At 70.3% G+C, this 22,226-nt stretch carries 19 protein-coding genes; 14 read left to right on the forward strand and 5 right to left on the reverse strand.

Annotation, left to right across the window (positions count from 1 at the left end; all coding sequences use genetic code 11):
* The first annotated feature begins 33 nt into the window (after positions 1–33).
* From nuoE to AB0C01_RS21430, 11 genes are all read left to right on the forward strand, one after another.
* Positions 34–1,188, forward strand: a complete 1,155-nt coding sequence (gene nuoE, locus AB0C01_RS21380; RefSeq protein WP_357251503.1) for an NADH-quinone oxidoreductase subunit NuoE — start codon at positions 34–36, stop codon at positions 1,186–1,188.
* Positions 1,185–2,501 (forward strand): NADH-quinone oxidoreductase subunit NuoF, encoded by a 1,317-nt coding sequence (gene nuoF / locus AB0C01_RS21385; RefSeq protein WP_357251506.1) that lies wholly within the window; start codon positions 1,185–1,187, stop codon positions 2,499–2,501. Before nuoE ends, nuoF begins: the two co-directional genes overlap by 4 nt.
* On the forward strand, positions 2,501–5,002 hold the full coding sequence (locus AB0C01_RS21390; protein WP_357571911.1) for an NADH-quinone oxidoreductase subunit G: 2,502 nt from the start codon (positions 2,501–2,503) through the stop codon (positions 5,000–5,002). Before nuoF ends, AB0C01_RS21390 begins: the two co-directional genes overlap by 1 nt.
* A complete protein-coding gene (nuoH, locus tag AB0C01_RS21395; protein ID WP_357251511.1) occupies positions 4,999–6,351 on the forward strand; it encodes an NADH-quinone oxidoreductase subunit NuoH in 1,353 nt (450 codons plus the stop codon). Before AB0C01_RS21390 ends, nuoH begins: the two co-directional genes overlap by 4 nt.
* A gap of 1 nt (position 6,352) precedes the next feature.
* Positions 6,353–6,994 (forward strand): NADH-quinone oxidoreductase subunit NuoI, encoded by a 642-nt coding sequence (gene nuoI, locus AB0C01_RS21400; RefSeq protein ID WP_112585694.1) that lies wholly within the window; start codon positions 6,353–6,355, stop codon positions 6,992–6,994.
* Positions 6,991–7,761 carry an NADH-quinone oxidoreductase subunit J gene (locus tag AB0C01_RS21405; protein ID WP_357251515.1) on the forward strand — a complete coding sequence of 257 codons (771 nt, stop codon included), beginning with the start codon at positions 6,991–6,993 and terminating at the stop codon, positions 7,759–7,761. The genes nuoI and AB0C01_RS21405 overlap by 4 nt, the downstream gene beginning before the upstream one ends.
* On the forward strand, positions 7,761–8,078 hold the full coding sequence (gene nuoK / locus AB0C01_RS21410) for an NADH-quinone oxidoreductase subunit NuoK (protein WP_357251518.1): 318 nt from the start codon (positions 7,761–7,763) through the stop codon (positions 8,076–8,078). Before AB0C01_RS21405 ends, nuoK begins: the two co-directional genes overlap by 1 nt.
* Before the next feature lie 12 nt (positions 8,079–8,090).
* A complete protein-coding gene (gene nuoL, locus AB0C01_RS21415) occupies positions 8,091–10,016 on the forward strand; it encodes an NADH-quinone oxidoreductase subunit L (RefSeq protein WP_357251521.1) in 1,926 nt (641 codons plus the stop codon).
* A gap of 64 nt (positions 10,017–10,080) precedes the next feature.
* Positions 10,081–11,613, forward strand: coding sequence for an NADH-quinone oxidoreductase subunit M (locus tag AB0C01_RS21420; protein ID WP_357251524.1), 1,533 nt, complete (start codon positions 10,081–10,083; stop codon positions 11,611–11,613).
* Positions 11,610–13,163, forward strand: a complete 1,554-nt coding sequence (nuoN, locus tag AB0C01_RS21425; protein WP_357251526.1) for an NADH-quinone oxidoreductase subunit NuoN — start codon at positions 11,610–11,612, stop codon at positions 13,161–13,163. Before AB0C01_RS21420 ends, nuoN begins: the two co-directional genes overlap by 4 nt.
* 90 nt (positions 13,164–13,253) lie before the next feature.
* The gene (locus tag AB0C01_RS21430; protein ID WP_357251529.1) at positions 13,254–14,339 is read left to right on the forward strand and encodes a polyprenyl synthetase family protein; all 1,086 of its coding nucleotides are present in this window, start codon (positions 13,254–13,256) and stop codon (positions 14,337–14,339) included.
* A 94-nt stretch (positions 14,340–14,433) separates the two neighbouring features.
* Here the strand turns inward: AB0C01_RS21430 and AB0C01_RS21435 are convergent, their stop codons facing one another.
* Entirely contained in the window at positions 14,434–15,624 is a 1,191-nt protein-coding gene (locus AB0C01_RS21435) for an MFS transporter (RefSeq protein ID WP_357571912.1), read from the reverse strand.
* 154 nt (positions 15,625–15,778) lie between these two features.
* Between AB0C01_RS21435 and AB0C01_RS21440 the strand changes: the two genes are divergently transcribed.
* Positions 15,779–16,561, forward strand: a complete 783-nt coding sequence (locus AB0C01_RS21440; protein ID WP_357571914.1) for an IclR family transcriptional regulator C-terminal domain-containing protein — start codon at positions 15,779–15,781, stop codon at positions 16,559–16,561.
* 111 nt (positions 16,562–16,672) lie between these two features.
* Here the strand turns inward: AB0C01_RS21440 and AB0C01_RS21445 are convergent, their stop codons facing one another.
* On the reverse strand, positions 16,673–18,787 hold the full coding sequence (locus AB0C01_RS21445) for a PhoX family phosphatase (RefSeq protein WP_357571915.1): 2,115 nt from the start codon (positions 18,785–18,787) through the stop codon (positions 16,673–16,675).
* A 248-nt stretch (positions 18,788–19,035) separates the two neighbouring features.
* On the opposite strand from AB0C01_RS21445, the gene AB0C01_RS21450 reads away from it, so the two are divergent.
* Together AB0C01_RS21450 and AB0C01_RS21455 are read left to right on the forward strand one after the other, a co-directional pair.
* Positions 19,036–19,530: a sigma-70 family RNA polymerase sigma factor gene (locus AB0C01_RS21450; protein ID WP_357252026.1), complete on the forward strand. Its 495-nt coding sequence runs from the start codon at positions 19,036–19,038 to the stop codon at positions 19,528–19,530.
* Entirely contained in the window at positions 19,527–20,246 is a 720-nt protein-coding gene (locus AB0C01_RS21455) for a zf-HC2 domain-containing protein (RefSeq protein ID WP_357251541.1), read from the forward strand. Before AB0C01_RS21450 ends, AB0C01_RS21455 begins: the two co-directional genes overlap by 4 nt.
* Positions 20,247–20,270: 24 nt before the next feature.
* Here the strand turns inward: AB0C01_RS21455 and rarD are convergent, their stop codons facing one another.
* The 3 genes from rarD to AB0C01_RS21470 form a co-directional block, all read right to left on the reverse strand.
* Positions 20,271–21,191, reverse strand: coding sequence for an EamA family transporter RarD (gene rarD, locus AB0C01_RS21460; protein WP_357571916.1), 921 nt, complete (start codon positions 21,189–21,191; stop codon positions 20,271–20,273).
* Positions 21,188–21,685 carry a GNAT family N-acetyltransferase gene (locus AB0C01_RS21465; protein WP_357571917.1) on the reverse strand — a complete coding sequence of 166 codons (498 nt, stop codon included), beginning with the start codon at positions 21,683–21,685 and terminating at the stop codon, positions 21,188–21,190. The genes rarD and AB0C01_RS21465 overlap by 4 nt, the downstream gene beginning before the upstream one ends.
* Positions 21,686–21,800: 115 nt before the next feature.
* Complete coding sequence (locus AB0C01_RS21470; protein WP_357251549.1) at positions 21,801–22,187, reverse strand: phage holin family protein; 387 nt, start codon at positions 22,185–22,187, stop codon at positions 21,801–21,803.
* Between the last annotated feature and the right edge of the window lie 39 nt (positions 22,188–22,226).

Genomic DNA, 22,226 nt, shown 5'->3' on the forward strand with positions numbered 1-22,226 from the left:
AGCCCCGCAGTCGCGAACGGGAAGGCGACGCCGATGAGTGTTTTCACTGACGAGACCCGGGAGCGGGCGCGCGAGATCATCGCCCGTTACCCGGCGGACCGGTCCCGCTCGGCGTTGCTGCCGCTGCTGCACCTGGTGCAGGCCGAGGAAGGTTACGTCTCCCCGGCCGGGGTCACGTTCTGCGCCGAGGTGCTGGGGTTGAACAAGGCCCAGGTCGGCGCGGTGGCCACCTTCTACACGATGTACAAGCGCAAGCCGACGGGTGACTTCCTGGTCAGCGTCTGCACCAACACCATGTGCAACGTGCTCGGTGGTCAGGAGGTCTACGACACCCTGTCCGAGCACCTGGGCGTCGGGCACGACGAGACCACCGGCGACGGCACGATCACGCTGGAGCACGCCGAGTGCCTGGCGGCGTGCGACTACGGCCCGGTGATGACCGTCAACTACGACTTCTTCGACGGCGTGGACCCGTCGACCGCGGTCGGTGTCGTCGACGAGCTGCGGGCGGGTGGGCGGCCGATGCCGACGCGGGGTGCCCGGCTCTGCACCCTCAAGGAGATGGCGGTGCAGCTCGCCGGTTTCGCCGACGAGCGGGACGGCGCGGTCGCCGACGGCGGGCCGGGCGAGCCGACCCTGCGCGGGCTGCGGCTGGCGCAGGAGCACGGCGTCTCGGTGCCGGGCTTCGACCCGAACACCCCGATCCGGAGCAAGGCGGAGGCGGACAAGGCCGCCGCCGAGGCGAAGGCGAAGGCGGAGGCCGCCAAGCCGGCGCCCGTCGAGGCCAGCGCGGCGCCGGTCAAGGGTGGCGACGGGGCTTCCGCCCCGACCGGAGCGGCCGAGCCGGCCAAGCCCGCGGATGCCACCGGCAGCACCACGCGGGACGTGAAGGCACCGGACGACAAGTCGCCGCAGGTGCGTACCGCCGAGACCCGGCAGCCGGACGCGGGCACGGCGGTGCCGGACGCCCCGGGCACCAAGGTCCCGGCGGACAGCACCGCGTCCGAGCCGCGCGACGCACGGTCGGCCGAGGCCGCCGGTGTGGCGGCCAACCCGCCGGCCGGCGACGGCAAGCCCGCCGGCGACGAGGCCGGGGCGCAGGAGCGCAACCTCACCGAAGCGAAGGCTGGTACGGACGCCGACGGCGCCGGACCGGCGGACGCGAACGAAACGGGGGCACAGAAGTGACCACTCCCCGCCCGGAGACCGTGGCCAAGCTGACGCCGGTGCTGACCAAGCGCTGGCTGTCGCCGGATGCGTGGCGCATCGGCACGTACGAGCAGCTCGACGGCTACGCCGCCCTGCGTAAGGCGCTCAAGGCCCACCCGGACGACCTGATCCAGCTGATCAAGGATTCCGGGCTGCGCGGGCGCGGTGGCGCCGGCTTCCCGACCGGCCTCAAGTGGGGCTTCATCCCCCAGGGCGACGGCAAGCCGCACTACCTGGTGGTCAACGCCGACGAGGGCGAGCCGGGCACCTGCAAGGACCTGCCGCTGATGACCCACGACCCGCACGCGCTGGTCGAGGGCGTGATCATCGCGTCGTACGCGATCCGGGCCAGCCGCGCCTACATCTACATCCGGGGCGAGGCGGTGCACGCCGCGCGTCGGCTGCGCAACGCCGTCCAGGAGGCGTACGACAAGGGCTACCTGGGCCGCAACATCCTGCGCAGCGGCTACGACCTGGAGCTGGTGGTGCACTCCGGCGCCGGGGCGTACATCTGCGGCGAGGAGACGGCGCTGCTGGACTCGCTTGAGGGTTTCCGGGGTCAGCCCCGGCTGCGCCCGCCGTTCCCGGCCACCCACGGCCTGTACGCGAGCCCGACGGTGGTGAACAACGTCGGCACCATCGCCAGCGTGCCGCCGATCGTGCTCGGTGGGGCCGACTGGTGGAAGTCCATGGGCACCGAGAAGTCCTCCGGGCCGATGATCTACTCGCTGTCCGGCCGGATCGTCAACCCGGGTCAGTACGAGTGCTCGATGGGCGTCACGCTGCGCGACCTGCTGGAACTGGCCGGTGGCATGCAGCCTGGTCACAACCTGCGGTTCTGGACCCCGGGTGGCTCGTCCACCCCGCTGCTCGCCGCCGAGCACCTGGACGTGCCACTGGACTTCGAGGGCGTGGCGGCGGCCGGCTCGATCCTCGGCACCACGGCCACCCAGATCTTCTCCGACCAGGACTGCCCGGTCTACGCGACGTACCGGTGGCTGGAGTTCTACCACCACGAGTCGTGCGGCAAGTGCACCCCGTGCCGGGAGGGCAACTACTGGATGGTCCGGGTCTACCGGCGGATCCTCGCCGGTCAGGGCACCCACGAGGACCTGGACACCCTGCTGGACACCTGCGACAACATCCTCGGCCGCTCGTTCTGCGGCCTGGGTGACGGCGCCACCAGCTCGGTGACCTCCTCACTGAAGTACTTCAAGCAGGACTACCTCGACTACATCGAGGGACGGACCGCACCGAAGCTGTCAGAGAAGACCCTGGTAGGGGCGCACTGATGACTGATGTAGCAAAGAAGACCGAGACCGTCACCCTCACCATCGACGGCGTCGAGGTCACCGCCCCCAAGGGGACGCTGCTGATCCGGGCCGCCGAGCAGATGGGCACCGAGATCCCCCGGTTCTGCGACCACCCGCTGCTGGCCCCGGCCGGCGCGTGCCGGCAGTGCCTGGTCGAGGTGGAGGGCCAGCGCAAGCCGGTGGCTTCCTGCACCCAGACCGTCGCCGACGGCATGGTCGTCCGGACCCAGCTCACCTCGCCGGTCGCCAAGAAGGCGCAGGAGGGGGTGATGGAGCTGCTGCTGCTCAACCACCCGCTGGACTGCCCGATGTGTGACAAGGGCGGCGAGTGCCCGCTCCAGAACCAGGCGATGTCCACCGGTCGCACCGACTCGCGCTTCCACGAGCACAAGCGGGAGTACGAGAAGCCGATGGCGATCAGCAGCCAGGTGCTGCTGGACCGCGAGCGTTGTGTCCTCTGCCAGCGGTGCACCCGGTTCTCCGAGGAGATCGCCGGCGACAAGTTCATCGACCTGATGGGCCGGTCGTCCGCCGAAGAGATCAACATCTACCGGGACGACGCGTACGGCGAGGAGGGCGACGAGGGCGACGTTCCGTTCAACTCCTACTTCTCCGGCAACACCGTGCAGATCTGCCCGGTGGGGGCGCTGACCGGTGCCCAGTACCGGTTCCGGGCCCGCCCGTTCGACCTGGTCTCCAGCCCGAGCGTCTGCGAACACTGCTCGGCCGGCTGCGGGCAGCGCACCGACTGGCGACGCGGCAAGGTGCTGCGCCGGCTGGCCGGCGACGAGCCGCAGGTCAACGAGGAGTGGAACTGCGACAAGGGCCGGTGGGGCTTCCAGTACACCCGCGCCACCGATCGGCTGACCACCCCGCTGGTTCGCGACGAGCGCACCGGTGAGCTGCGCGAGGCGTCCTGGAGCGAGGCGCTCACCGTGGCCGCCGAGGGGCTGCACGCCGCTCGCGAGGGTGGCCAGGGCACGGCGGTTCTCACCGGCGGCCGGCTGACCGTCGAGGACGCGTACGCGTACGCGAAGTTCGCCCGGGTCGCCCTGAACACCAACGACATCGACTTCCGGGCCCGGCCGGTCTCCCGCGAGGAGGCCGACTTCCTGGCCAGCTCGGTCGCCGGGGTCACCGACGTCACCTACACCGACGTGGAGAACGCGCCGGCGGTGGTGCTCGTCGGCCTGGAGCCGGAGGAGGAGTGCCCGATCCTCTTCCTGCGGCTGCGCAAGGCGTACCTGAAGAAGACCCTGACGGTGTACGCGCTGGCACCGTTCGCCACCCGCGGCCTGGAGAAGCTCGGCGCGAAGCTGGCCCGGGTCGTGCCGGGCGAGGAGGCCAGCGTGCTCGCCGAGCACGCCACGGTCGACGAGGCGCTGAGCGCACCGGGCGCGATCCTGATCGTCGGCGAGCGGCTGGCAAGTGTGCCGGGCGGGCTCTCCGCCGCGGCGGACGTGGCCCGGCGTACCGGTGCGAAGCTGGCCTGGGTGCCGCGGCGCGCGGGTGACCGCGGCGCCGTCGACGCGGGCTGCCTGCCCAACCTGCTCCCCGGTGGACGGCTGGTCAACGAACCGGCCGCCCGCGCCGAGCTGGGCGAGGCGTGGGACATCCCGGCCGGGGTGATTCCGAGCCAGCCCGGTCGGGACACCGACGGCATCCTCAACGCCGCCGCCAACGGGCAGCTCGGTGCGCTTGTCGTCGGCGGGGTCGACCCGGCCGATCTGGCCGACCCGCGACTGGCCGAGGCCGCTCTGGACACGGTGCCGTTCCTGGTCAGCCTGGAGCTGCGCCCCACCGCGGTGACCCGGCGGGCGAACGTGGTGCTGCCGGTCGCCCCGGTGGCCGAGAAGGCCGGCAGCTTCCTGGACTGGGAGGGTCGGCTGCGCCCGTTCGAGGCGGTGCTGACCACTGCGGCGATGACCGACGGTCGGGTGCTCGACGCGCTGGCCGCGTTGCTCGACGTGCGGCTCGGCACCGCTGACGTGCCGAGCGTGCGTCGCGAGTTGGGCGCGCTGCCGGCGACGCGTACGTCGCGACCGTCCGCGCCGTCGGTGGCGCCGGGCCGGGTGCCGCACCCGGGCGACGGGGAGGCCGTGCTGGCCACCTGGCACCAACTGGTGGACCTCGGCAGCCTGACCGAGGGCGACGAGAACCTCGCCGGCACCGCTCGCCCGCCGGTGGTCCGGTTGGGCAAGGGCACCGCCGAGGCGCTCGGTGTGGTCGACGGTGACGCGGTCACGGTCGGCACCGACCGGGGGGCGCTGACCCTGCCGGCCGAGCTCACCGAGATGCCGGACGGCGTGGTCTGGCTGCCGACCAACTCACCCGGCTCGACCGTGCGGCGCAGCCTCGGGGCGACGTCCGGCGCGGTCGTCCGGATCTCCGTCCCCGCGACGGGAACGGCCATCCCGGCCGGACGCGTGGCGGCCGACGAGACCGGTCTCCCGCTCCTCAACTCCGGGGGTAACCAGTGACTCCGTCAATCCTGGCCCAGGATCCGACGCTTGCCGATTTCGGCCGGGATCCGTGGTGGCTGGTTCTCGGCAAGATCGTCTTCGCGTTCGCCTTCGGTCTGCTGGCCACCCTGCTCGGTGTCTGGTTCGAGCGGCGCGTCGTCGGTTACATGCAGGTGCGGCCCGGCCCCAACCAGGTCGGTCCGTTCGGCCTGCTGCAGACCCTCGCCGACGGCCTGAAGATGGCCTTCAAGGAGGACATCCTGCCGAAGGCGGCCGACAAGGTCGTCTACTTCTTCGCCCCGACCATCTCGGTGATCTGCGCGGTCACCGCCCTGTCGGTGGTGCCGTTCGGCCCGATGGTGAGCATCTTCGGCCACCACACGCCGTTGCAGGTCACCGACGTGCCGGTGGCGGTGCTGCTGCTGCTGGCCTGCTCGTCGATGGGCGTCTACGGCATCGTGCTCGGCGGCTGGGCCTCCGGTTCGACGTACCCGCTGCTCGGTGGGCTGCGGTCGAGCGCCCAGATGATCTCCTACGAGGTCGCCATGGGCCTGAGCATCGTGGCGGTCTTCATGACCGCCGGCACGATGAGCACCAGCGGGATCGTCGCCGCACAGGGCGACGGCACCGAGCTGAGTGTCTTCGGTCAGACGATCCCGGCGCCGGGCTGGTACGCGATCCTGTTGCTGCCCAGCTTCGTCATCTTCTTCATCGCCACCGTGGGTGAGACCAACCGGGCGCCGTTCGACCTGCCCGAGGCCGAGTCCGAGCTGGTCGCGGGATTCATGACGGAATACAGCTCGCTGAAGTTCGCGCTCTTCATGCTCAGTGAGTACGTCGCGATGGTGACCATGTCCGCGGTCACCACCACGCTGTTCCTCGGCGGTTGGCGTGCACCCTGGCCGATCACGCTGTGGGAGGGCGCCAACTCCGGTTGGTGGCCGATGCTCTGGTTCTTCGGCAAGGTGATCGCGCTGGTCTTCGTGTTCGTGTGGCTGCGCGGCACGCTGCCCCGCCTGCGCTACGACCAGTTCATGCGCCTCGGTTGGAAGGTGCTGCTGCCGATCAACCTGGTCTGGATCCTGGTCCTGTCGGGCCTGCGGTCCATCGAGGACTGGGACTCGCGCGGCAAGGTGATCGCGGTCGGCATCCCGGCCGGCATCCTGCTGATCGTCACGATCTTCTGGCCCAGCCGGCGTCCGAAGCCGAAGCCGACGACGCAGGAACAGGTCGACAACCGGCCGTACGGGAGCTTCCCGCTGCCACCGATGGATCTTCAGGTACCACCGAGCCCGCGCATCACGCGCGTGGTCGCCGAGCGGGAGCCGGCCAACATCGTTGCCGGCTCGGACTCCAGGGAGGTGTGACGTGGGCGCGATCACCGGAACGTTCAAGGGATTCGGTGTCACCTTCTCGCACATGTTCAGGAAGGTCGTCACGACCGACTACCCGTTCAAGCCGCCGGTGTCGGCGCCGCGCTACCACGGGCGGCACATCCTCAACCGGCACCCGGACGGCCTGGAGAAGTGCATCGGCTGCGAGCTGTGCGCGTGGGCCTGCCCGGCGGACGCGATCTACGTCGAGGGTGGCGACAACACCGACGAGCAGCGCTTCTCGCCGGGTGAGCGGTACGCCAGCATCTACCAGATCAACTACGCCCGGTGCATCTTCTGCGGACTGTGCATCGAGGCCTGCCCGACTCGGTCGCTCACCATGAGCAACGAGTACGAGCTGGCCCGGGACAACCGGCAGGACCTGATCTTCACCAAGGAGCAGTTGCTCGCGCCGTTGCTGGAGGGCATGGAGCAGCCTCCGCACCCGATGCGCCTCGGTGACAGCGAGAAGGACTACTACGTCGGCGCGTTGGACAACCCGGGCACCTCCGCCGGTGCGGAGACGTCCCCGATGGGTCCGGGCCGCTACCAGGTCGAGGAGCACCCCGGCGTGACGTTCCCGGGCGCCGAGCAGGCCGCCCAGCGCGTCGCGGCCGGCAAGGGAGAGGAAGCATGACCACGTCTACGGTGCTCGCCGCCGCCGGTACGGTGTCCGGCGGCGAGGCGGTCACCTTCTGGATCCTCGCCCCGCTCGCGCTGATCGGCGCGATCGGGATGGTGGCCGCGCGCAACGCCGTGCACTCGGCGCTGTGGCTGGTGCTGACCATGCTCTGTCTGGGCGTGTTCTACGTGCTCCAGGCCGGTCCGTTCATCGGCATGGTGCAGATCATCGTCTACACCGGCGCGATCATGATGCTGTTCCTCTTCGTGCTGATGCTCGTCGGTCGGGACTCGACGGACTCGCTGATCGAGACGCTGCGGGGCCAGCGGGTCGCCGCGATCGTGCTCGGCCTGGGCTTCGCCGGCCTGGTCGCCACCGGCCTCTACCAGGCGCTGGACGGAACCACCGCGGTCGGCCTGGAGCAGGCCAACACGGAGGGGAACGTGCAGGGCATCGCCCGACTGCTGTTCACCAAGTACGTCTTCGCGTTCGAGCTGACCTCGGCACTGCTGATCACCGCGGCGGTCGGTGCGATGGTGCTGGCCCACGTCGAGCGGCGGAAGCAGGACAAGGTCGACCAGGTGTCGACCATGCGGGCGCGCTTCGCCCCGGGCAACTACCCCGGTCCGAAGCCCGGCCCCGGCGTCTTCGCGACCTCCTCGTCGGTGGCCACCCCGGCCCGGCTCCCCGACGGCCGCCTGACCGACCGCAGCACCCCGGCGATCCTCCCGCAGCGCGAGCTGACCGCCGAGGAGACCTCGCTGAAGGGCACGGACAAGTAATGGGATCGTTCTTCTCGGTCGAGCCGACCTACTACCTCGTCCTCGCCGCGGTGTTGTTCACCATCGGCGCCTCCGGGGTGCTGATCCGGCGCAACGCGATCGTGCTGTTCATGTGCGTGGAGCTGATGCTCAACGCGGCCAACCTGACGCTGGTCACCTTCAGCCGGATCAACGGTGATCTCAACGGTCAGATCATGGCGTTCTTCGTGATGGTGGTGGCGGCGGCCGAGGTCGTGGTCGGGCTCGCGATCATCATGTCCATCTTCCGGACGCGACGCTCGGCGAGTGTCGACGACGCCAACCTGCTCAAGTACTAGAGGGGTCCACCGGTGGAAGAGACTGTGGAATACGCCCAGGCCACGGGGCTGCTCGGGGGCGTCTGGCTGCTGGTGGCGATCCCGCTGCTCAGCGCGGCCATCCTGCTGCTGCTCGGCCGCCGGGCCGACCGCTGGGGGCACTGGTTGGGCGTCACCGCCATCGGTGCCGCGTTCGTGCTCGGCCTGACGTTCTTCGTCCAGCTTCGCGGCCTGGAGAACAAGTCGGTCGAGCTGAGCCTCTGGGACTTCATCGCGGTCGGTGATCTGCGGGTCGACTTCGGCCTGCTGTTCGACCCGCTGGCCGCGGTCTTCGTGCTGCTGATCACCGGGGTGGGCTTCCTGATCCACCTGTACGCGGTGGAGTACATGGCACACGACGCGGGCCGTCGCCGGTTCTTCGCGTACTTCAACCTGTTCGTCGCGGCGATGCTGCTGCTGGTGCTCGGCAACAACTACGTGATGTTGTACTTCGGCTGGGAGGGCGTCGGTCTGGCGTCGTACCTGCTGATCTCCTTCTGGACCGAGCGGCCGAGCGCGGCCACCGCCGGCAAGAAGGCGTTCCTGATGAACCGGGTCGGCGACGCCGGCCTGGCCATCGGCATCTTCATCATGTTCGCCACGCTGGGCACCACCCAGTACGACGAGGTGTTCAACGGTGTCGGCGCGCTGACCGGTGCGACCGTGCTGGTCCTCGGTCTGCTGCTGCTGCTCGGTGCGGCCGGCAAGTCCGGTCAGTTCCCGCTCCAGGCGTGGTTGCCGGACGCGATGGAGGGCCCCACCCCGGTGTCGGCGCTCATCCACGCCGCCACCATGGTCACCGCGGGCGTCTACCTGATCGCCCGGTCCAACCCGATCTTCTCCGCCAACTCGACGCTCCAGCTCGTGGTGGTCAGTGTCGGCGCGCTCACCCTGCTGATGGGCTGCATCATCGGCGCGGCCAAGGACGACATCAAGCGGGTGCTCGCCTGGTCGACGGTGAGCCAGATCGGCTACATGTTCCTCGGCGTCGGCCTGGGTGGCGGCGCGTACGCGCTGGCCATCGTGCACCTGCTGGCGCACGGGTTCTTCAAGGCCAACATGTTCCTGGGCGCCGGCTCGGTCATGCACGGGATGAAGGACCAGGTCGACATCCGCCGCTTCGGCGGGTTGTCGACGTACATGAAGGTCACCTGGTTGACGTTCATGATGGGCTGGCTGGCCATCATCGGCATGTTCCCGTTCTCCGGCTTCTTCTCCAAGGAGCCGATCATCGTGGCCGCCTTCGAGCGGGAGGACTGGACCGCCTGGCTCTTCGGCGGTGCGGCGCTGCTCGGCGCGGGGCTCACCGCGTTCTACATGACCCGGCTGTTCGTGCTCACGTTCCACGGCCCGAAGCGCTGGACCGACGACATCGAGCACCCGCACGAGTCGCCGAAGCTGATGACCATTCCGCTGATCCTGCTGGCGGCCGGTTCGGTCGGCGCTGGTTTCCTGCTGTCCACGTCGGTGCCGGACTGGCTGACGGCGACCGCCGGGCTGGGCGGCGAGCACGCGGAGCACGAGGCGGTCCTCTCGCACGCCGTGATCACCACGCTGTCGCTGCTGGTGACCGTGCTCGGCGCGGGGCTGGCCTGGTTCCTGTTCCGGGCCGGTACGGCCACCGCACCGCAGCCGGCCGGGGTGCTGGTCACCGCCGCCCGGCGCAACCTGTACGCGGACGCGGTGAACGAGGCGGTCTTCGAGAAGCCGGGCATCTTCCTCACCCGGGCGCTCGTCTACCTCGACAACCGGGGTATCGACGGGCTGGTCAACGGGCTCGCCGCCGCGGTCGGCGGTGGCTCGGGTCGGCTCCGGCGGATGCAGACCGGCTTCGTCCGCTCGTACGCCACCTCGATCCTGGCCGGTGCGCTGCTGGTGATGGCGGCGTTCCTGGCGGTCCAGGCGGGGTGGCTGGCGTGATCGACCTGTTCCCGGCCGCCCCCGCCGGCGGACCACGCAGTGACGACGGAGGTAAGGCCGCATAATGTCCAACTTCCCGTTCCTCTCGGTGCTCACCGTGGCGCCACTGGTGGGCGCCCTGGTGGTGGCCTTCCTGCCGCGCCATCGGCCGGAGCTGGCCAAGCAGGTGGCGTTCGTCTGGTCGCTGCTGGTGCTGGTGCTCTCCGTGGTGATGTGGGTCAGCTTCAAGGCCGACGGTCAGCGGTTCCAGTTCCGCGAGTCGTACTCGTGGATCCCGGACTGGGGCGTCAGCTTCACGTTCGCCGCCGACGGCATCGCGTTGGTGATGCTGATGCTGATCGCGGTGCTGGTGCCGCTGGTGATCCTGGCCTCCTGGCACGACGCGGAGTCGTCGAAGCGGTCGGTGCCTGTCTACTTCGCGCTGCTGCTGGTCCTCGAGTGCACGATGATCGGTGTCTTCGCGGCCGCCGACGTCTTCCTGTTCTACGTGTTCTTCGAGGTCATGCTGGTGCCGATGTACTTCCTGATCGGCAGCTACGGCGGCCACCAGCGGCAGTACGCGGCGGTGAAGTTCTTCCTCTACTCGCTCGTCGGCGGTCTGTTCATGCTGGCCGCCGTGATCGGCTTGTGGGTGGCCGGTGGCAAGACCTTCGACTGGCAGAAGCTGTCGGAGGTCGACATCAGCACCGGCACCGGGCGGTGGCTGTTCCTCGGCTTCTTCCTCGCGTTCGCCATCAAGGCGCCGTTCTTCCCGTTCCACACCTGGTTGCCCGACGCCGGTGGGGCGGCCCCGGCTGGTGCCGCGGCCCTGCTCGTCGGTGTGCTGGACAAGGTCGGCACGTTCGGCATCCTGCGCTACTGCCTGCCGCTGTTCCCGGAGGCGTCGAAGTGGTTCGCGCCGTGGGCGCTGGCGTTGGGCGTGATCGGCATCGTCTACGCCGCGTTGCTGGCGGTCGGTCAGAACGACCTCAAGCGGCTGGTGTCGTACACCTCGATCGCGCACTTCGGTTTCATCGGGGTGGGTATCTTCGCCTTCACCACCCAGGCCGGCACCGGCGCGGTGCTCTACATGCTCAACCACGGTCTGGCCACCGGCCTGCTGTTCCTGGTGGTGGGCATGTTGATCTCCCGGCGGGGTTCCGCGCTGATCAGTGACTTCGGTGGTGCCGGCAAGCTGGTCCCGGTGCTCGCCGGGGTGCTCTTCTTCGCCGGTCTCGCCTCGCTCGCGCTGCCCGGTACGGCGCCGTTCATCTCCGAGTTCCTGGTGCTGATCGGCACCTTCACGGTGAACAAGCCGGTCGCGATCATCGCGACGCTCGGCATCATCCTGGCCGCCGCGTACGTGCTGTGGATGGTGCAGCGCACCACCCAGGGCACTCTCAACCCGACGCTCACCGAGGTCGACGGCATGCGCCGGGACCTCAACCTGCGCGAGAAGGTCGTGGTCGCTCCACTGATCGCCCTGATCGTGCTGCTCGGCTTCTTCCCCAAGCCGGTCACTGACGTGATCAACCCGGCCGTCCAGGCGACCATGGACGACATCGGCAGAACCGACCCGGCCCCGTCGGTCGGCACCGTCCAGGAGGCGGCAAAGTGACCGATTTCAAACTGCCGTCGATCGACTACGCGGCGCTCTCCCCGATCCTGATCATGCTGGGCACGGCCCTGCTCGGCGTGCTCGTCGAGGCCTTCGTGCCCCGACGCTGGCGGCACGTCGTGCAGTTGACGGTGGCGCTGGTGGCGGTGCTCGCGGCGTTGACCATGGTGGTGCTCAACGCCGACGAGCGGATGATCACCGCCGGCCAGGCCCTCGCGATCGACGGTCCGACGCTGTTCCTCCAGGGCGCGATCCTGGTGCTGGCCGCGATGGCGCTGCTGCTGATCGGTGACCGCTCGGTCGAGTTGGGTGGGGCGTTCGTCGCCCAGGCCGCGGTGACCGCCGAGTCGGCCGACGACCGGCGGCAGGCCGAGGGGCGCAACGGTCTGACCGAGGTCTACCCGCTGACCACGTTCGCGATCGGCGGCATGCTGATCTTCGTGGCGGCGAACGACCTGCTGACCATGTTCATCGCGCTGGAAGTGTTCTCGCTGCCGCTCTACCTGCTCTGCGCGCTGGCCCGTCGTCGCCGCCTGCTGAGTCAGGAGGCCGCGATGAAGTACTTCCTGCTCGGCGCGTACGCCTCCGCCTTCTTCCTGTTCGGGGTGGCCCTGATCTACGGCTTCACCGCCGGTACGCCGGGCCGGGTGGCCGGCGTCGACTTCGCCACCATCAACGCGGCGGTGAGCGAGTCGCCGTCCAGCCAGGTGCTGCTCTTCGCCGGCATGGCGCTGCTCGCCATCGGCCTGCTCTTCAAGGCCGCGGCGGCACCGTTCCACGTCTGGACCCCGGACGTCTACCAGGGCGCCCCGACGCCGGTCACCGGTTTCATGGCGGCCTGCACCAAGGTCGCCGCGTTCGGTGCCCTGCTGCGTGTCTTCCACGTCGCGTTCGCCGACGCCAACTGGGACTTCACCCCGGTCCTCGGTGTGGTGGCGGTGCTGACCATGCTGATCGGCGCGGTCCTCGCGGTCACCCAGACCGACATCAAGCGGCTGCTCGCGTACTCCTCGATCGCCAACGCCGGCTACCTGCTGGTCGGTGTGCTGGCGCCGAGCCGCGACGGGCTGGCCGGCACGATGTTCTACCTGGTCGCGTACGGTTTCTCGGTGCTGGCCGCGTTCGCGGTGGTGACCCTGGTGCGCGACGCCGACGGGGAGGCCACCCACCTGTCCCGGTGGGCCGGGTTGGGCCGCCGCTCGCCGTTCTTCGCCGCCCTGTTCACCTTCATCCTGCTGGCCTTCGCCGGTATCCCGCTGACCAGCGGCTTCATGAGCAAGTTCGCGGTCTTCGGGCCGGCGCTGGAGGGTGGTCAGACCTGGCTGGTGATCGCCGGTGTGCTGACCAGCATGGTGCTGGCGTTCCCGTACCTGCGGGTCGTGGTGATGATGTGGCTGTCCGAACCGGGCGAGTCCACCCCGACCGTCACCGTGCCCGGTGGGCTCACCTCCGCCGCGTTGATGATCGGGGTACTGGCGACCCTGGTGCTGGGCGTCGCCCCGGCGCCGCTGCTCGAGTTGGCCACCGGAGCTGCCGAATTCGTTCGATGACCGAGGGAACGATCACCGGGGGTTGGCGCGTGTTCACGGGCCGGCCCCCGGTGCGTATCCCCGGCCCGGAGCAGGTAGAACGGGTGTGGCATGGTTGATAGCGTGGTGAATCCGGCGGGCGAGCGTTCAGGTTCCTCCGGCTCCGGCGGTCGGCGGGGTCGGGCGAGCACGAGTCAGTTCGGCGCGCTCGGCCTCCATCTCGCCGATCCCCACGTCGAGGCGTCCGTGCTCGGTGTGCTGGACATGGTCGAGGTCGAGTTGCGGGCCAGTGTGGCGAGCACCGACCCGTTCGTCACCGAGGCTGCCCGGCACCTGCTGGAAGCCGGCGGGAAGCGCTTCCGGCCGCTGCTGGTGGCCCTCGGCGCCCAGTTCGGCGACCCCAGCGGCGCGCAGGTCGTCCCGGCCGCCGTGGTGATGGAGCTCACGCACCTCGCCACCCTCTACCACGACGACGTGATGGACGAGGCTGCCGTCCGTCGGGGCGCGCCGAGTGCGAACTCCCGCTGGACCAACTCCGTCGCCATCCTGGTCGGCGACTACCTCTTCGCCCGGGCGGCGGACATCGCCGCCGATCTGGGCCCGGAGGCGGTCCGGTTGCAGGCGCGCACCTTCGCCCGGCTCGTGCACGGTCAGATCGCGGAGACCGTCGGTCCGCGCGTCGACGACGATCCGGTGACCCACTACCTGCACGTGATCGCCGAGAAGACCGGCTCGCTCATCGCCACGTCGGCCCGGTTCGGCGGGATGTTCGGTGGCGCCCCCGCGGAGCACGTGGAGGCGCTCGCCGGGTACGGCGAGACGATCGGCGTCGCCTTCCAGCTCTCCGACGACCTGCTGGACATCGCCTCCGAGTCGGGTCAGTCGGGCAAGACGCCCGGCACGGACCTGCGCGAGGGTGTCCCGACGTTGCCGGTGCTCTACGCGCGCGCAGCGGACGACGCCGACGCGTCCTCGGTGCGGCTGCGGGAGATCCTGGCGACCGGCCCGCTGACCGACGACGCGCTGCACGCGGAGGCGTTGGGGCTCCTGCGGGAGAGCCCGGCGCTCAAGCGCGCCCGGGAGACCGTTCGCAGCTACGCCGAGGACGCCCGCGCGCGCCTGGACCCACTTCCGCAGGGTCCGTCCCGGCAGGCCCTCGAATCGCTCTGCGACTACATCGCCGACCGCACCAGCTGACCCCTGCGGTCCGCACCCCAGCACCTCCGCCGCTCGGCGGCGGTCATGAGGTTATCGCCGCAACACGCCGTGTGATCCGACGACAACGTCATGATCACGGCGGGGTGGGGCGGGCCAACAGGCGACCGCCGACGAGCATGAGAGCGGCGGCGAGCAGCATCGCCACGGACGCCGTTGTCCACATCGCGGAGTAGCCGAGGTGGGCGGCGAGTGGGCCGAGGCTCAGCGGGCCGAGACAGCCGCCCGCGTACACCCCGGTCTGGGTGATCGAGGTGGCGGTGGCCGGTGACTGCGGGTGGAGCCGGACCACCGCGAAGTTCATCAGGCCGGGCCAGGCCCAGCCCAGGCCGAAGCCGAGCACCACGCCGGCCACCAGCGGCACCGAGCCGGTCGCCGCGAGCAGGGCCAACCCGGCCGCGCCGACGACCAGCATCGCGGCGATGAGGGCGACGTGACCGGTGTCGCGCCGATCGGCAAACCAGCCGGCACCCACCCGGGCCACCATGCAGACCGTGCCGCCCAGGGTCAGGGTGAGGCCGGCGATGCCGGGCGAGAGGCCCCGAGCCGCAGCGGAGTCCACCAGGAAGGTGCCCAGCGTGTTGGCGGCGGCCGCGGCCAACGTCGCCGCCGCGCCGATCACCACGAGCGCCACCGTCGCCCGACCCGCGCGTGCCGCGTCGGCCCGCCGCGCCGGTCCGGGCAACTGCCGGGGTACGGCGGGCAGCGTCGTCAGCGCGGCCACGGCGGCCGCCACGAACGCCCAGCGCCAGCCCACGGTGAGCGCGAAGGCCGGCACCGCCGCTCCGGCCAGCAGGGTGGAGGCGGGGATGGCGGCCTGTTTGACGCCGAACGACAGCCCTTGTCGTCGGGCCGGCACGTGCTGGGCCAACGCCGCGTTGCTGGCCAACTGGCCGAGCGCGTTCGCGGCGGCGCTGAGCGCCAGCAGGCCGACGAGCGTCGGGTACGACCGGGCGAGGGCGGCCACGGCCAGCATCGACCCGGCGGCCAGCACGATGCCGCAGCGGGCCACCGGGGCCGGCCCGTACCGCTCGACCAGCCGGCCGGAGGGTACCGAGGTCAGCGCGCTGACCCCGAAGTAGACGGCCACGGCCAAGCCGAGGCCGGCGGGGGAGAAGCCGAGGTCCGCGCCCATCTGCACGGCGAGACCACCGAGCAGGAACACGGGCAGTACGCAGGCCACGGTGGTGACGACTGCGCCGGCGCTGGCCCGGACCGGGCGGGGTCGGGCGATGGTCGGGTCGGAGGTGGAGACGGTGTTGGTCATCGTCCGGCAAAGCTACGTGAACCCTACTCAAGCAACTCATGGTGACCACCGGGGTACACGCTGTTGGTGATGATCTGGCATCCTCCACCCGAACAGGCATTTCGCACTGGGCCTGTTTTTCATATGGTGTAAGTCCCCGGCGGCGGAGGTGGTTGTGCGCGACCCCTTGGCAGAACCTTCGGATCTGATCCGCAGCGTGTCCCGAGCGCTGCGGGTGTTGGAGTCGGTAGGTCGTGCCCCGAAAGGCCTGACCGTCAAGCAGATCGCCCGGCGGTGTGAGCTGACGGTGGCCACCACCTACCACCTGGTCCGCACGCTCGCCTACGAGGGTTACGTGATTCGTCGCGAGGACGGCACGTACATCGTGGGGTTGGAGGTGGCCGACCGGTACCGGGAGTTGGTCACGGCGTTCCGCGGCCCGCCGGTGGTCGGTGAGACGCTGCGGCGGGCCGCTCTGGACACCGGCTACAGCCACTTCCTGGGTCGCTTCGTCGGCGGACAGGTGGCCCTCACGGCGGTCGCCGAGGGGCACCGCTCGCCCTATCTGGAGGATCTGGTCCCCGGCTTCGACGAGGGGGCGCACGCGACGGCTCTCGGCAAGTCACTGCTCGCCACCCTGACCGTCGATCAGCGCTACCGCTATCTGCGGGAGTACGGCATGCGCCCGTTCACCAGCGCCACGCTGACCACCAGCGAGGCGTTCGAGGCCGACCTGGCCGCCGGCGACCGGCGTGGCATGCAACTGGAGATGGGGCAGTTCCGCCAGGGGGTGGCGTGTGCGGCGGTGCTCGTCGCGCCGGACAAGGACATGGAACGCCGGGTCGTGCTGGCCTGCGCGTTGCCGGCCAGCGAGATGATGACCTCCGCCCGGGTGGTCCGCGCCAAACTGCTCACCGTCGCCCGCAGCGTCGCCGACGGCATCGCCGGCGACACCTGACCCCCGACGGCGAGAGGCCCTCTCCCGGGCTGGGAGAGGGCCTCTCGTGGCGGTCCAGCGCCGGACCCGCCGTGAGTGACGTTCAGCGATCCACCGACCGTGGCGGCACCGTCAGCTGCCCACCGGGCCGCCGTCGAGACGCCAGGTGACCACCACGCCCGGCTTGGCGTAGTCGCCGTCGGGCCAGTTCGAGGCCGGGTTCTCCACCGAGGCGCCGGTGATCTCGCCCGGGTGCTGCACGGCGACGAAGACCGAGCGGTTGTCGCCGGTGATGAACGGGCCGCAGGTCTCCGCGCCGAGCGGCACGGTCAGGAACTGCTTGAGGTGACCCCGCTCCGGGCCCTCGACGGCGGTGGCGAAGAGGCCGTCGTTGCTGCCCAGCGCGTTACCGTCGGTGGAGATCCACAGGTTGCCGGTGGCGTCGAAGGCGACGTTGTCCGGGCAGGAGATCGGGGAGACCCTGGTCCTGTCGTACCCGGCGAAGAAGGTCGACGGGTCGGTCGGGTCGCCGCAGACGATGGGCAGCGACCAGGCGAACGTCTCCGCGGTGTTGTCGTTGCGGTCCTCGACCAGCTCCAGGATCTGCCCGTGCTTGTTGGCGTTGCGCGGGTTGGCCTCGTCCGCCGCGGCCTTGCCGGCCTTACCGCGGTCGGTGTTGTTGGTGAGCGCCACGTACACCTTGCCGGTGAGCTGACTCGGCTCCACGTCCTCGGGGCGGTCCATCTTGGTCGCGCCGACCTTGTCGCCGGCCAGCCGGGTGAAGGTGAGCACGTCCGCGGCGGTCATTCCGTCGACGAACGACCGGTTGCCGCTGACCAGCTTGATCCAGCGCCCCCGGCCGTTGAACGCGCCATCGGTGGGGAGTTGGCCCGAGCCGTCGATCTCGGCGGCGCTGGTCTGGTCGAGCTTCGCCACGTAGAGCGTGCCGGACTCCAGCAGGGTCAGGTTGTGCTTACGGGCGGCCCAGGAGTTGCCCTTGAGGAACTTCTGGTCCGAGACGAACTTGTAGAGGTAGTCGAACCGCTCGTCGTCGCCCATGTACGCGACCACGTGGCCGTCCTTCGCGACGATCACGTTCGCGCCCTCGTGCTTGAACCGGCCCATCGCGGTGTGCTTGCGGGGGCGGCTCTCCGGGTCGAACGGGTCGATCTCCACGACCCAGCCGAACCGGTGCGCCTCGTTGGGGTGCTTGGCCAGGTCGAAGCGCTCGTCGGCGCGCTCCCACTTGCGGCTGCCGCTGGGATAGCGGCTCGCGGTGCCGATGCCGTAGCGGTCCAGCTTCGGCTTCAGCTCGGCCGGCGCGGCGTCGGCGCCCACGAAGTACTGGTTGAAGTTCTCCTCACCGGAGAGCACCGTGCCCCACGGGGTCACGCCACCGGCGCAGTTGTTGAGCGTGCCGACGACCGTACGACCCTTGGGGTCGGCGGCGGTCCGCAGCCAGGCCGAACCGGCGGCCGGGCCGGTCAGGTCGAACCTGGTGCTGAGCGCGGTGACCCGCCGGTTGTACGGCCTCCGACCGGAGTCGACAGGCTTCCACTGCCCGGTGCCCGCGACCCGCTCCAACTCCACCACCGACATGCCGTGCGCGGCCATGGCGGTGCGGAGCTGCTCGACGGAGAGCCCGTCCAGGCCGGGGAAGCCCGGGAACATCAGGTCCTCGTTGGTGTACTCGTGGTTGACCACGAGCAGCGCCCGCTTGCCCTGCTTGTCCAGCGGCAGCACGCCCACGAAGTCGTTGTTGTAACCGAACTGCTTGGACTGCGCCGCGGCGGTCTGGTGGTGCAGGTCGAACTCGGGCGCACCCGGCAGCACCGGGTCACCCCACTTGATCACCACGGCGTGGTCGTAGCCGTTCGGGACGACCAGGGTGTCCAACTTGTTCGGTGGAATCGGCTTGAAGGTCAGCGCGCCGGTGCCGACCCCGGTGCTGGGCCGGCCGAAACCGAAGGACTCCGGGACGTCCGGGGTGGCGGGGGCAGCCAGGGCCGGGGCCGCACCGGCCGCCGCGCCGCCGAAGCCCAGGACCAGCGCGCCGACCGCGCCGGCACGGACCACGCCGCGCCGCGAGACCTCCGCGTTCACCACGTCTCCGAAGTACGCGTTGTCGGAGGTGTTCGGTACCGGGTGGTCACAGGCGTTTCCGCAGCGGTACAGACAGGTCATGGCGTCACGGGTGCCATGGCGGGTGCCGGTCAACAGGGGGAGCAGCCGGGGGCGGTCGCTCATGGGGGAAGCCTCCAGAGAAGTCGGTGGCACGGCAGGCGGCGTACCAGGCGGACGCTAGGAGGACGTGGTGAGCACCCGTCGGCCAGGATGTGAACCGGCCGTGAACACCTGTGCGGGCGGCTACCGCACGTAACCGGTCTGACCTCGGGCTGAACCGATCGGCGTGACCGCACGTATTCCCGAGCGAACGCAACGCCGGACGCGCGCCGGAAGCGAGGGAGACCGCCATCAGCGACCACGACGCCCAACTGCTGCGCGCGCTGCACGACGAGCACGCGGAGGCGCTGTACGCGCACGCCCTGCGGCTGGTCAACGGCGACCGGCAGCGAGCCGAGGACCTGGTGCAGGAGACGCTGCTGCGGGCCTGGCGACATCCGGAGTCGCTCGACCCGCAACGCGGCTCGGTGCGGTCCTGGCTCTTCACCACCGCCCGGAACCTGGCCATCGACGCCTGGCGGCGACGTTCCACCCGGGTCGGTGAGGTCTTCACCGACGACCTTCCCGAACCGCCCGAGGTGATCGACGAGGCCGAGCGGGCGGTGGAGGCGTGGACCGTCGCCGAGGCGCTCAACCGGCTCAGCCCGACCCACCGGGAAGTGCTCGTCGAGTGCTTCTACCAGGGACGGTCGGTGGCCGAGGCGGCATCCCGCCTGGGCGTACCACCGGGGACCGTGAAGTCCCGCACCCACTACGCGCTGCGGTCCCTACGGTTGGTCCTGGCTGAGATGGGAGTGACGGGATGACCCGGTGCGAGTTCGCGCACGACGACGGCGCGTACGTGCTGGGTGCCCTGGCCCCCGCCGAGCGGGCGGCCTACGAGCGGCACCTTGGCGGCTGCGCGTCCTGCCGGGAGGCGGTCGCCGAGATCGCCGTCCTGCCCGGGTTGCTCGGACGGCTCGACCCGGTGGGGTTGGAGCAGATCCTGCCGCCGCCGGCCCCGCCCCGGGTGCCCGCGCTGTTGGAGGAGGCCCGGCGTCGTCGGCGTCGGGAACGCGCCACGGACCGGCGACGGTTCGCGCTGACCACCCTGGCCGCCGCCGGACTGGCCGTGCTCGTCGGTGTGGGCACCGCCGTGGTGCTGCCCCGGCCCGCCAGCACGCCCGGCCCGCCGGTCGCCCAGGGCAGCACTCCGGCACCGCAGGTGTCGATGGTCGCCATGCGTCCGGTGGCCAGCACCGGGCCGGTGCACGCCGACATCGGGCTGATCGGCACCAAGTGGGGCACCCGGGTGACCATGCACTGCGGGTACGACGCGCGGACGAGCTACGGCAAGGCGTACCCGTTCCGGCTGGTGGCGCACGGTCCGAACGGCAGCAGCGAGCAGATCGGCTCCTGGCTCGCGGCCCCCGGCGACGACCTCAGCTTCTCCGGCCTCACCCGCTTCACCGACGCCGAGCTGGTCAGCGTGGAACTCCAACGATCCGACGGCACGCCCCTGCTGACGTACGCGGTCCCCTGACCTGCCCAGGCCCTGAGGGGTGGGTCAGAGGGCTGGGACGGGTGTTTCGGCCGCGGCACGGGTGCGGTGGGACCGGCGGGAGCTTCGGACGGCGTCGGCGGTGAAGACGATCAGGGCCAGCCACACCAGCGCGAACCCGGCGAGGCGGGCTGGCGGCATCGGCTCATGGAAGATCAGCACGCCGCAGCCGAGCTGGAGGATCGGCGCCAGATACTGGATCATGCCGAGGCCGCTCAGGGGTAGCCGGTTGGTCGCCCCGGCGAACAGGAGCAGCGGGATCGCCGTGGCCGCGCCGGCGAGCACCAGCAGCGCGGTGTGCCCGGCCGAGACGTGGCCGAAAGTGGACTGCCCGCGGCTGGTGAGCCAGGCCAGGTAGCCCAACGCCGGCAGTGCCAGCACCGCCGACTCGACGAAGAGACCCTCCGCCGGCGGCAGCCCGAGCCGCTTCTTGACCAGGCCGTAGCCGGCGAAACTGAACGCCAGCGTCAACGCCAACCAGGGCACCCGGCCGTAGTCCACGGTGAGCACCACGACCGCCGACGCGCCGATTCCCAGCGCCAGCCACTGCGCCGGACGTAGCCGCTCCCGCAGCACGGTCACGCCGAGCAGCACCACGACCAGCGGATTGATGAAGTAGCCGAGCGCCGTCTCGACCACCCGGTTGGAATTGACCCCGTAGATGTAGGTGCCCCAGTTGATGGCGATCAGCATGGCGGCGGCGACGATCCCGGCCATCGCCCAGGGACGTCGGACCAGCGCCCGCAGGAAGCCGATGTTGCGCAGCGCCGCCAGCAGCAGGGCCACGAAGACCACCGACCAGACGATCCGGTGGGCCAGCACCTCCAGCGGCCCGGCCGGCCGCAACAGCCTGAGATACAACGGAAAGAAGCCCCAGAGCAGGTACGCGCCGAAGCCGTAGAGGTATCCCAGGCGGAGTGGCGTCACCCCTCCACTGTAAGGGGCGTACTGTCACTTTGCTCCTTTCTGGTGACCGGGGTCACCGGCGTACGCCGGTCGAGCTGCATCCACCGCTCCGGCACGTCCAACGGCGTGAAGCCCGCCCGCGCGTACACCTCGTGCGCGTCCTTCGTGATCAGCAGGATCCGGCGTACGCCGAGGTCGTCCAGATGGTCGCGGATCGCGCCGGCCAGCCAGCCGCCCAGCCCGCGGCCGCGGGCGGCGCGGTCGACGTACACGTCGCAGAGCCACGCGAAGGTGGCGCCGTCGGTGACCACCCGGGCCACCGCCACCTGCTGGCCGTCCTCGGGTCGGTAGACGCCGAACGGCAGCGAGCCGGCGAACGCCCGTGCCGTGGTCTCCCGGTCCCGACCGAGCGCCCAGTACGCGTCGGTGGACAACCAGAGATGCACGCGGGCCAGATCGAGTCGGTCGGGGTCGGTGCTGAGCAGGTAACCATCGGTGCGAGTCAACGAGAACACGCATCGACGCTAGCCGCCCCGATGGGCGGCCAGACCGGCCAATTCCCAGATCCTGGTCATTGGCCGGTCGTGGTCACAGCCTCGGTGGGCCGGATCGACGCCGGCCCGTGGACGGTCAGTCCCGGTCGAGGACGGCGCCGAGGATCCAGGTCACGATGCTCACGAACAGGGCACCGAGCACCGCGGCCGGCCAGAAACCGTCCACCGTGAACGGCAGCCCCGCCTGGTCGGCGATCCAACTGGTGAGCAGGAACAGCAGCCCGTTCACCACAAGCGCGATGAGACCCAGGGTCAACAGGTAGAAGCCACAGCCGACGGTCTTGATGACCGGCTGGAGGACCGCGTTGACCACGCCGAAGATCACCGCTACCAGGAGCAGCGCGGTGACCGTCTCGACGGCGGAGTCCGACTCCAACGAGATGCCCGGAATGAGGAGTGTGGCCAGCCAGAATGCCAGCGCTGTGCTGGCCAGCCGAATCAGCAGACCTTTCAGAAAACCCATGGCGGGGATCGTGCCACGGACCTCGCACCGGCGTAACCC

The organism is Micromonospora sp. NPDC048905, from assembly GCF_040649655.1.
Taxonomy (GTDB): Bacteria; Actinomycetota; Actinomycetes; order Mycobacteriales; family Micromonosporaceae; genus Micromonospora.

What these genes read in the sequence shown, in the direction of transcription:
- AB0C01_RS21390 (WP_357571911.1), top strand. Translation starts at nt 2,501, where the DNA reads ATGACTGATGTAGCAAAGAAGACCGAGACCGTCACCCTCACCATCGAC.
- AB0C01_RS21455 (WP_357251541.1), top strand. Translation starts at nt 19,527, where the DNA reads ATGACCCGGTGCGAGTTCGCGCACGACGACGGCGCGTACGTGCTGGGT.
- nuoK (WP_357251518.1), top strand. Translation starts at nt 7,761, where the DNA reads ATGGGATCGTTCTTCTCGGTCGAGCCGACCTACTACCTCGTCCTCGCC.
- AB0C01_RS21435 (WP_357571912.1), bottom strand. Translation starts at nt 15,624, where the DNA reads ATGACCAACACCGTCTCCACCTCCGACCCGACCATCGCCCGACCCCGC.
- AB0C01_RS21445 (WP_357571915.1), bottom strand. Translation starts at nt 18,787, where the DNA reads ATGAGCGACCGCCCCCGGCTGCTCCCCCTGTTGACCGGCACCCGCCAT.
- nuoE (WP_357251503.1), top strand. Translation starts at nt 34, where the DNA reads ATGAGTGTTTTCACTGACGAGACCCGGGAGCGGGCGCGCGAGATCATC.
- AB0C01_RS21405 (WP_357251515.1), top strand. Translation starts at nt 6,991, where the DNA reads ATGACCACGTCTACGGTGCTCGCCGCCGCCGGTACGGTGTCCGGCGGC.
- AB0C01_RS21420 (WP_357251524.1), top strand. Translation starts at nt 10,081, where the DNA reads ATGTCCAACTTCCCGTTCCTCTCGGTGCTCACCGTGGCGCCACTGGTG.
- AB0C01_RS21430 (WP_357251529.1), top strand. Translation starts at nt 13,254, where the DNA reads ATGGTTGATAGCGTGGTGAATCCGGCGGGCGAGCGTTCAGGTTCCTCC.
- AB0C01_RS21470 (WP_357251549.1), bottom strand. Translation starts at nt 22,187, where the DNA reads ATGGGTTTTCTGAAAGGTCTGCTGATTCGGCTGGCCAGCACAGCGCTG.